Genomic DNA, 9,415 nt, shown 5'->3' with positions numbered 1-9,415 from the left:
ATATATACTCTATAATAACTGTAAATTAGTTTTATTTAATGTATCATCTTAAATGTGTAAGATTTGAATGAACTAATAATTTACTACCGTTTACACTCATAACAATATTATTAACTTTTCAATCTTAACTTCCTTTAAATTATAACATAATAACCATTATTTTTTATTAAATGGTATTTTTTTTTACAATATATTAATCTAACTTTATATTTTATATAATTTTCTCTTTATTTCTAAATCATATTTAGCTATTTTTCTTCAAAATTTATTATAAAGTTATAATTTATAAATAGTTGATTGAAAATATTCTTTTAAAAGGGTAAAATTTAATTGGAACATTTTTGAATAGGAGGAATTTTATAATGTTAAGTAACCAATTATTAGATGCATTAAATGATCAAGTTAATTTTGAATTTTATTCATCATATACTTATTTAGCTATGGCTGCATATGCTGAATCTATTGATTTAAGTGGTGTGGCAAACTTCTTTAGAGTTCAAGCCCAAGAAGAAATGTCTCATGCTATGAAATTTTACGATTATATCTTCCAAAAAGGTGGAATGGTAAAATTAGAGGCTATAGAAAAACCTAAGGTTGAATATAATAACATAATAGAAGTTTTTGAAACTGGATTCAATCATGAACAAACTGTTACAAAAAGAATTTATGAATTAGCAGATATTGCAACTGCTGAAAGAGAACACGCAACAATGAGTCTTTTAAAATGGTTTGTTGATGAACAAGTTGAAGAAGAAAATAACTTCCAAACTATCTTAAAGAAAGTTAGAAGACTTGAAGGAAATCCAGCAGCTATGTATATGTTAGATGAAGAATTAGCTACTAGAGTATTTACTCCACCAACTTCACAAGGAAATTAATAAATAATAGCACACTCTTATAAAATATGAGTGTGCTATTTCACTATATAATCTTATTCTAATTTAATTTTACTAAATTATATTATTTGAATTTAGTATATTATATACTTTATCACCAATTCAAATTGATCTCCATCTATATTTATATATACTTTTCCATTTTGCAAATTAACCAAATTTTTTATAATATCTAATCCCAATCCATTTCCTTCTGTACTTCTTGAACTATCCCCTCTTTTAAACCTTTGAAATAGTTCTTCTGGATTTATATTTAATTTTTCTTTAGAATAATTTTTTATACTTATTTTTAAATAATCATGATAATCTTCTCTTATTTTTTTAGTTTCTAAAAATACTCTGGAATTATCTAAAGAATACTTTCCTATATTAGAAAATATATTTCTAAAAATAGTTTTATTAAATTCTGCATCTAAATTTAAAAATTCTTCTTCAAAATCTTTTTCTAAAACTTCTATATTTTTTTCTATAAATTCTGATTCATATTCCTTTAAAATATTAAATATTAACTCTTTAATATTTGTTCTTTCAAATTTAGCTGTTAATTGCCCTTCATAACATTCACTTACTATTTTTAAATTAGCTATTAAATGTTGTAAATCTAAAATTTTAGATTTTAATACATCTATATATTTATCTTTATCACAATCTTTTATATCATTATTTTCTAATATACATATATAATTTTTTATTGATGTCAAAGGTGTCTTTATATCATGGGATGCATTTGCTATAGTTTCTGTTCTGTTTAATAATGTCTTGCTTTCCTTATCTGATAGTTCTTCTAATTTATCAATCAATACAGATAACTCTTTAAATATAATAGAATAAGTGCTTCCTAAAATCATTTCAGATTCTGCTTCAATACTAATACTTTTCCTAACAGAATCTAACTTTCCTTTTTTTATAGCTTCTCCTAAATTATTAAACCCAGAAGATATAAAGCCTCCTATTATTAAATAGTAAATATTGTAGCATACTAAGAATATTATTAGTATTATATTTGCTATAAACAACAATTTACTTCCTTTTCCAAATCCATTTATAATATCAGAAAAACTATATCCTGTAATAATTTCTGCCCAAATAAAATTTAAACTATTTAAATATAAACATATAATTATTATTTTAAATAATTTCAAATAAAATTTATTAAATGAAAATTTGTACCCTTCTTTGTTTCTCATTATTTTTAGAGCTTTTTCTCTATTTACTATTGCTTGAATAAAAGATATTATACCTAAAATTATTATACTTATTAATATATATTTATTTGCTAATTCTCCAACTGTGTAAGGATGTATTCCTACTCTACTACTTATCTCTGGTCTTAGAAATATTAAAAATAAAACTAAATATAACGCTATTAAAAATTTATTTTCTATTATAAGCTTTTTATCTAATATGTTTGCCAATTTCTTTTCATCTTCTAAAAATAGTTCTATCTTTTCAAACATGTTCTTCTTTAAATCTATTTTTTCATAAAACTTATAAATATTTTTACTATTTAATATCATGAGAATTATCCTCCATAAAATTTATAATAACTTTAAAAAGATCTCCATCTATTTCTATATTAAATGTTCCCTTCATAGATTTTATTAAAGCCTTACTTTTCTCTAAAGGTAATCCTGTAACTGAAAAATCTCTTTTATTTTTCACTATGTTAAATATTTCATTAGATTTTATATCTAATTTTTCTTTAGAAATATTTTTTATTTCTATTCTTAATCCGTTATTATTAATTTTAGATTTTATATATATTCTACTTTTTTCTAATGAATGTTTTTCTGCATTTTCTAATACAATCTTTATTACTTCAAAAAATTTCTCACTATCAATTTTATACATAAATTTTTCTTTATCTATTTCTACGTCATATATTAAATTTGAATTTTCTATTGTTGAGGAAAACTCTCCTATAATTTGTCTTAATACATAATTTAAATCACATTCTATAAGCTCTAAAGGAATATTTAAATTCATTGATTTTGCTGTAGTAAAAATATCTAAAACCAAATTCTCCACTACTTCTTCTTTCCTTTTTAAAATTTCTATATCCTTTTCATCATAGTTTATTTGTAAATCCTCTATTTTCTCTTTTAATTCCATTACAGGATTGTCCAAATTTTTTATAACATTGCTCATAAGAATATTAACTTCATTTTCATTTCCTCGTATATTATTTTTTAATTCTTTTATACCTTTAGCTATTTTTATTACTCCATCACTAGTATTTTTTACTTTTAGAAAATTAGGATATTCTTTCATCTCTTTCTCTATTTCTGAAATTGTAATTTCATTATCATTTATTTTTGATATTATCTTATTTAAAGCAGTAACAACAAATAATAATCTAATTTCTTTAATAAAAATCTTTAAATATAAAATGCCTATAAATATGAAGCTAGAAACTAAATATACATATTGTAAATTTCTATTATTTCTATAATTTAAAAATACAAATACTAAATAAATAGCTATTAATCCACCATTAATTACATACTTAAAAGCATCTTTATTTTTCAATTTTATAACCACTACCCCATACCACCTTTAAATAAATTGGATTTTTTGGATTCACCTCAATTTTTTCTCTTATTCTTCTTATATGAACCATTACTGTATCTGAATTAATACAGCTTTCATTCCAAACTCTCTCATAAATTTCATCACTACTAAAAACTCTATTTAAATTACTCATTAAAAGCTTTAATATTTTAAATTCTATTGGTGTTATTTTTATATTTTCTCCATTTAACTTCAATTCTTTTGAAAATATATTTAATTCTAATCCTCTAACTTCTAAAACTTCTTTTTCAGTTTTTATTTCTTTTCCTAATAAAGTCTTATATCTTCTCATATTTGATTTAATTCTAGCAACTAACTCTAAAATACTAAATGGCTTTGTCATATAATCATCTGCCCCAATATTCAATCCAAGTATCTTGTCCATCTCTTCACTTTTAGCTGATAAAAAAATAATAGGAATATTACTGTTTTCTCTTATTTTTTTTACTGTTCTAATTCCGTCTAAATTAGGCATCATCACATCTATAATTACCATATCAATTTTTTCTTTATTAAATATATTTAAACATCCTATTCCATCATAAGCTTTTAATATATTCATGTTTTCACTTTCTAAATATATTTCAATAGACTGTACTATTTCTTTATCATCATCAACAACTAAAATTGTATCTTTTCCCATAAATTCTCACCTCATTTCAAATTATATCATCTATTAGAACATAGTTTTATTTTATAAGGTAAAATTTACAATTTACTATTTATAAAACTTACAAATTTCTAAAATTTTTATTTTAATTATAAAAAGAGCAATTCAAAATTCATAAAATGAATTTCAAATTACTCTCTTTAATAATTATTTTAAAATAATTAAGTCCACATTCCCATTAATATCATGAAACCTGGAATCCATGCTGTAAAAATACCTTCAAAAATACTTAACCAAGGTACAAAATGTCCTAAATCTTTTTTCCAAAGAATTTCTATTGGTCCTGTAACCCAAAGAACTCCCCATGCCCACCATATAAGTGCCATAAGTATATTATAAATTCCACCTTCATTCCATTGAAGAATACCTGCTGGTATTGTTGTTATAGCAACAAATAATGAATACCATGCAAATGTTCTACTATCAAGATTAAATATAGAATTAATTCCTACAAATAAATATGTAAATCCAAATAATAATCCTGTTCCAGCTGCATAAAATGCTGTTGAATTTGCTGGAGTTTGAGTTTGATCAATTAAAAGAGTTCCAATATTAACAATTACTGATAAACTCCCTGTAAATAAATTCATTATAGCTGTTGATTTAGGATTTATATCTGTAAGTCTACCTATCCCATTTATCATAAGTACAAAACCAACATATAAAAGAACTGCTCCTAACATTAATATGATCTCCTTTCCAAATTTTAATCTAAATCATATTTTTCTTTTAAAAAGACTTCATCTAATCCTCGTTCTTGTTCTTCTTTACTTACTCTTATAAAGTTTCCTCTATCTATTACTTTCATTATTATAAATGTAACAATAATTGAGTAAATTGCTACAAAAATTGCACCAAAACATTGAACTAAGAATTGATCCATTCCTGCACTAACTCCATTAATAAGCTTATTTGCAAAAACACCTATTAGTAATGTTCCAAGTAAACCACCCATTCCATGAACTCCCCATACATCTAAGGCATCATCCCATTTCATTCTTTTTGCAAATTTTACACATAAGAAACAAAATACTCCTGCTAATGCTCCTATTAATGTTGCAGATAATGGAGAAACATAGCCTGATGCTGGAGTAATTGTTGCAAGTCCAGCTACTGCACCTATTATAGCTTCTAAAAATGAAAATCTTCTTTCTTCTATATAGTACATTATTGTCCAAACTATCATTCCTGATGCTGCAGCTACTCCAGTGTTAGCAAATACAATTGCAGCTGTTTCTGCTGCTGTTAAAGTTCCTCCAGCATTAAATCCAAACCATCCAAATAAAAGAAGTGCAGCTCCTATAGAAACTAATCCTAAATTAAATGGACCTTTTTCATTTTTTATAGCTCTGCTTCCTAAAACAGCTATAGCAGCTAGCCCTGAAAATCCTGAACTTATGTGAATTACAGTTCCTCCTGCAAAATCTACAAATCCCATTTTAGCAAGGAAACCTCCTCCCCATATCCAATGAGCTACTGGGAAGTAAACTAATAGCATCCATAAAATTAATAATACTATCCATCCTCTTATTCTCATTCTATTTGCTATAGCACCTGTCATAAGAGGTAATGTTATAATTGCAAACATAAGTTGATACATAAAGAATAATAAAAATGGTATCGTTAAACCATAATGTTTATTAATTACAAAATCTAAATTATTAAATGCAAAATATTGTGATGGATCACCTATTACTCCACCTATATCATTTCCAAAAACAAAACTAAATCCTCCAAAAATCCACATCAATGTAACTATACCTATTGATAAAAATACTTGTAGCATTATAGTTAAAGAATTTTTTTTCTCTACAAGGCCTCCATAAAAAAATGCAAGTCCTGGTGTCATTATAAAAACTAAAACTGTTGATAAAATCATAAATGCTACATTACCATGTTCTATTCCATTAAGCATATTTTCACTTCCTATTTAATATTTTCTTATTAATATTTCAGCTGAATTTAAAATTTCTTTTCTAACATAGTTGTGACATATATTAACTACCTTCTCTATATCTTGTGTTAAATTTCCTATAACTCTAAGAATAAATCCATTTATTTCTAGAGAAGATACTCCAAAGCTAACATCTAATCTAACATCTTCTAATTTTTTTCTCATATTTTCTATAAATTTTTTATCTATATTTTTATTTATAACCAAGAGAGTTCCAAAATTTAAATATCCTTCTAAATACCCTATACTATTTACATCATATTTTTCTGGTTCCATAACTAAATTATCTATTAGCATAAGTTCACCATCATAATATAAATTTGTTTTTAATTTTGCACTACTATATTTAAACACTTCTCCAGTTGGTGACCATCCTGAAGTTATTCCATCTGAATAAATAAGAGTAGAGTCTTTATCTATATAAATATTATTTTCTTGTTTATATTTAGCATCTTTATATAAAATAACTGGGTCATTTATAAATTCTAAAATACTATTTTTTGATAAAATCACCTTAGTTTTTTGATATGTTTCCTTTTTATTTTCACATTTATATATCTTTGTAGAAGCTTGAGTTGTAACTATTGCTCTAGCATTTTCTTTAAGTTCAATATTATTTAAAAATCTTTCACCTTCTACATATCCTCCACCTATTTGAATTAAAAAATAAGTTGATATCTCTTCTCTATCTAAATGAAGAGTTGGAGAAACTCTCATAACTCCGTCAAAAGCTCTTTTAGTAGTTATAGTTTTTTCTCCACTTTTAGCTAAAACTAAATCAATATATCCATCAAAAGATTTTTTTTCATCTAATTCTTTTGTACTTTGATTCATGATTTAAATTCCTTCTAAAAGACAATGCTTTTGTATCCATTCAGTAACTGAATTTATACCTTCATCTGTTTTTAAATTTGTGAAAATAAAAGAATTTTCTTTTCTGAAATTTAAAGTGTCTTTTCTCATAACATCTAAATCAGCTCCAACATATGGTGCTAAATCTATTTTATTTATAATAAACAAATCACTTTTAATCATTCCTTGCCCAGCTTTTCTAGGAATTTTTTCACCTTGTGCAACATCTATTATATAAATTGAGAAATCTACTAAATCTGGACTAAATGTAGCAGCTAAATTATCTCCACCACTTTCTAAAAATATAATATCTAAATCATCAAATTTATTTTTTAATTCTTCAATTGCTGAAAAATTCATTGATGCATCTTCTCTAATAGCAGTATGAGGACAACCACCTGTTTCTACTCCTATTACTCTATCTTCTGGTAACACAGAATTTTTAACCATAAATTTTGCATCTTCTTTTGTATATATATCATTAGTTATTACTGCACATTTATAATTTTCATTCATCTTTCTTGTTAATCTCTCAATTAAAAGAGTTTTCCCACTTCCAACTGGTCCACCAACTCCAATAACAACTGGTCTCATAATTTTTCCACCTTTCAAAATTTTTATGACATGAATAATCTAAAGATTAATGTTTCATGTTGTATTTGTGCTAATTCTATTCCTGGTACATTTGCTCCAAACATATCTTCATCTAATGTTTGAATTATTTCACTAAGTTCTAAAAAACTTTCAGAAGATTCCTTTAATAAAATTTGCCCATCTTTTTGTCCTAATGGAATAGTTCGTACTGCATTTTGAATTAACGTAGAAGCTGTACTATACATGTAATATTGAATAGCATCTATTAAATTAACTTTTAATTCATACATAAGAATTCCAAAAACAATTGCTGGATGACCAAAAGCTTCTTTTTTATTTATTTTTTCTAAATAAATTTCAAGAATTTTTGAATCGTATAAATCTAAAAATAAATTTAACATTCTTTTGGCTACCATTTTATTACCATTTCTAGTTTCAAAAGCCATACTTTGAACTGTTATACTTCTATCTAATTCTAAAATTTTTTTCTCGCTTTTTTTATCTAAATATTCATATAAAAGTTTTATTGAAAACCCATCACTATATATAAATTGATTTCTAAAAAATGCTCTTATCCAACTTCTAAATGATTCTGTATCCTTTATCCTATTATCTCTAAGATAAGTTTCCATTCCATAAGAATGATTAAATGATCCTATTGGGAAGTTAGAATCACATATCTGCATTATCTTGAGAATATTTAAATTATTTTTAGTGTCTGTGCATGAAGTCAACATGTCTAAATGCCTCTTTTAACTCCATATTTTCTCTTGAATAATTTAAATTTTGTTTTTTCAAAGTTTCTTCAACAACAGAATCATATTGAATTATCATAGTTTCATCTATAAATTGTGCTGGCAAATGTTTATTACCAATTTCATGAGCTATTTTCCCCATTTGATTCATATCTTTTGGTTTTATTACTAAAACATCTTCTGAATTAAATTTTACAACTACTGCATTATGCCCATCATTAAATAAAATATCTCCATCTTTTAATTTATTTCCATCTGAAAGGGAAATACCATAATCCTTACCGTGGTCTGAAGTAACTCTTATTATTCTTTTTAGCATTTCTTCATTATTTAAATAAATTTTTTCTATATGTACACCTTCTAAATTAGTGTTTTCTATATTTCCTAAAACCTTATCTAAAATCATATCTTAATCGCCTCTCCTATATAAATTAGAATAAGAAATATCTTTGAGTTAATGGTAATGTTTCTGCTGGCTCACAAGTAGCTAATTCACCATTTATTTTTACATCATATGTTTGTGGATCAACCTCTAATTTAGGCATTTCTCCATTAAACTTCATATCTTTCTTAGTTAAGTTTCTTATTCCTTTAACAGGTAATACTTCTTTTTGTAAACCTAATTTTTCTTTAATTCCATGTTCATAAGCATATTGAGAAACGAATGTTATACAAGTGTTTGACATTGCTTTTCCATAAGCTCCAAACATTGCTCTTGGAATTTCTGGTTGACAAGTTGGAATTGAAGCATTTGCTTCCCCCATGATTGAATTACTAATCATTCCACCTTTAATAACAATTTTAGGTTTAACTCCAAAGAATGCTGGTTCATAAAGAACTAAGTCTGCTACTTTTCCTTCTTCTACTGAACCTACATACTCACTTATTCCTTGAGCTATAGCAGGGTTTATTGTATATTTAGCAACATATCTCTTAACTCTGTTGTTATCAGAATTTTCTTTGTCACCTTCCATAACCCCTCTTTGAACTTTCATTTTACTAGCTGTTTGCCAAGTTCTAGTTACAACTTCACCAATTCTTCCCATAGCCATTGTATCTGAACTCATCATACTGAATATTCCCATATCATGAAGAATATCTTCAGCAGCTATAGTTTGTTTTC

General features: G+C 25.3%; 11 protein-coding genes. 1 reads left to right on the top strand and 10 read right to left on the bottom strand.

Annotation, left to right across the window (positions count from 1 at the left end):
* The first annotated feature begins 362 nt into the window (after positions 1-362).
* Positions 363-878: a ferritin gene (locus tag CLTHE_RS12380; RefSeq protein WP_080023761.1), complete on the top strand. Its 516-nt coding sequence runs from the start codon at positions 363-365 to the stop codon at positions 876-878.
* 92 nt (positions 879-970) lie between these two features.
* Here CLTHE_RS12380 and CLTHE_RS12375 read toward each other — a convergent pair whose 3' ends face one another.
* The 10 genes from CLTHE_RS12375 to CLTHE_RS12330 form a co-directional block, all read right to left on the bottom strand.
* Positions 971-2,413, bottom strand: coding sequence for a sensor histidine kinase (locus CLTHE_RS12375; protein ID WP_080023760.1), 1,443 nt, complete (start codon positions 2,411-2,413; stop codon positions 971-973).
* Positions 2,400-3,437: a sensor histidine kinase gene (locus CLTHE_RS12370; RefSeq protein ID WP_080023759.1), complete on the bottom strand. Its 1,038-nt coding sequence runs from the start codon at positions 3,435-3,437 to the stop codon at positions 2,400-2,402. The genes CLTHE_RS12375 and CLTHE_RS12370 overlap by 14 nt, the downstream gene beginning before the upstream one ends.
* Positions 3,415-4,110, bottom strand: coding sequence for a response regulator transcription factor (locus CLTHE_RS12365; RefSeq protein WP_080023758.1), 696 nt, complete (start codon positions 4,108-4,110; stop codon positions 3,415-3,417). The genes CLTHE_RS12370 and CLTHE_RS12365 overlap by 23 nt, the downstream gene beginning before the upstream one ends.
* A gap of 188 nt (positions 4,111-4,298) precedes the next feature.
* Entirely contained in the window at positions 4,299-4,820 is a 522-nt protein-coding gene (locus tag CLTHE_RS12360; RefSeq protein ID WP_080023757.1) for an AmiS/UreI family transporter, read from the bottom strand.
* Positions 4,821-4,843: 23 nt separating this feature from the next.
* Positions 4,844-6,052: an ammonium transporter gene (locus CLTHE_RS12355; protein WP_080023756.1), complete on the bottom strand. Its 1,209-nt coding sequence runs from the start codon at positions 6,050-6,052 to the stop codon at positions 4,844-4,846.
* A gap of 15 nt (positions 6,053-6,067) precedes the next feature.
* Positions 6,068-6,925, bottom strand: coding sequence for an urease accessory protein UreD (locus tag CLTHE_RS12350; RefSeq protein ID WP_080023755.1), 858 nt, complete (start codon positions 6,923-6,925; stop codon positions 6,068-6,070).
* A gap of 3 nt (positions 6,926-6,928) precedes the next feature.
* Positions 6,929-7,537, bottom strand: coding sequence for an urease accessory protein UreG (gene ureG / locus CLTHE_RS12345; protein WP_242945647.1), 609 nt, complete (start codon positions 7,535-7,537; stop codon positions 6,929-6,931).
* A 23-nt stretch (positions 7,538-7,560) separates the two neighbouring features.
* The gene (locus CLTHE_RS12340; protein WP_080023754.1) at positions 7,561-8,274 is read right to left on the bottom strand and encodes an urease accessory protein UreF; all 714 of its coding nucleotides are present in this window, start codon (positions 8,272-8,274) and stop codon (positions 7,561-7,563) included.
* A complete protein-coding gene (locus CLTHE_RS12335; protein ID WP_080023753.1) occupies positions 8,249-8,698 on the bottom strand; it encodes an urease accessory protein UreE in 450 nt (149 codons plus the stop codon). Before CLTHE_RS12335 ends, CLTHE_RS12340 begins: the two co-directional genes overlap by 26 nt.
* A gap of 25 nt (positions 8,699-8,723) precedes the next feature.
* Positions 8,724-9,415 (bottom strand): urease subunit alpha (locus CLTHE_RS12330; protein ID WP_143324078.1); only part of this gene is annotated, 692 nt, incomplete at its 5' end.

Source organism: Clostridium thermobutyricum DSM 4928, assembly GCF_002050515.1.
Lineage (GTDB): Bacteria > Bacillota > Clostridia > Clostridiales > Clostridiaceae > Clostridium > Clostridium thermobutyricum.
Note: the sequence above shows the minus strand (reverse complement) of the source record. Positions and strands in the feature narration are given on the sequence as shown.